The sequence below is a fragment of the Alkalicoccobacillus porphyridii genome (assembly GCF_007293315.1).
Classification (GTDB): domain Bacteria; phylum Bacillota; class Bacilli; order Bacillales; family Bacillaceae_D; genus Alkalicoccobacillus; species Alkalicoccobacillus porphyridii.
Map to the genome: position 1 here is coordinate 1 of NZ_VLXZ01000319.1, position 253 is coordinate 253.

The following is a 253-nucleotide window of genomic DNA, read 5'->3' on the forward strand; positions in this document are numbered from 1 at the left end:
CAGGGCCAGCAAAATGGCCATGATAATTCCCGGAACGACCACCAGCATGATGCCAATCTGTACTAAAAGGGTAGTCAGAAAAATCAGAATAAATAACTTGGGCAATATCGGCGCACTGGCACCAATAGCTCGCAGCGCACTGACTCTCTGACCCGCAGACACCAGCTGGATAATTAATATTACGCCTCCGGCGAGAATGGCGTTACCGATCAATCCTGAAAAAGTGGAAGCCGCTGAAGCTTGCAGCAAAATT

1 protein-coding gene is annotated in these 253 nt (G+C 48.6%); it reads right to left on the bottom strand.

What is annotated here, in order from left to right; translation table 11 throughout:
- Positions 1-253: YciC family protein (locus FN960_RS24450; RefSeq protein ID WP_260682107.1), on the bottom strand; the 253-nt coding region annotated here is incomplete at both ends.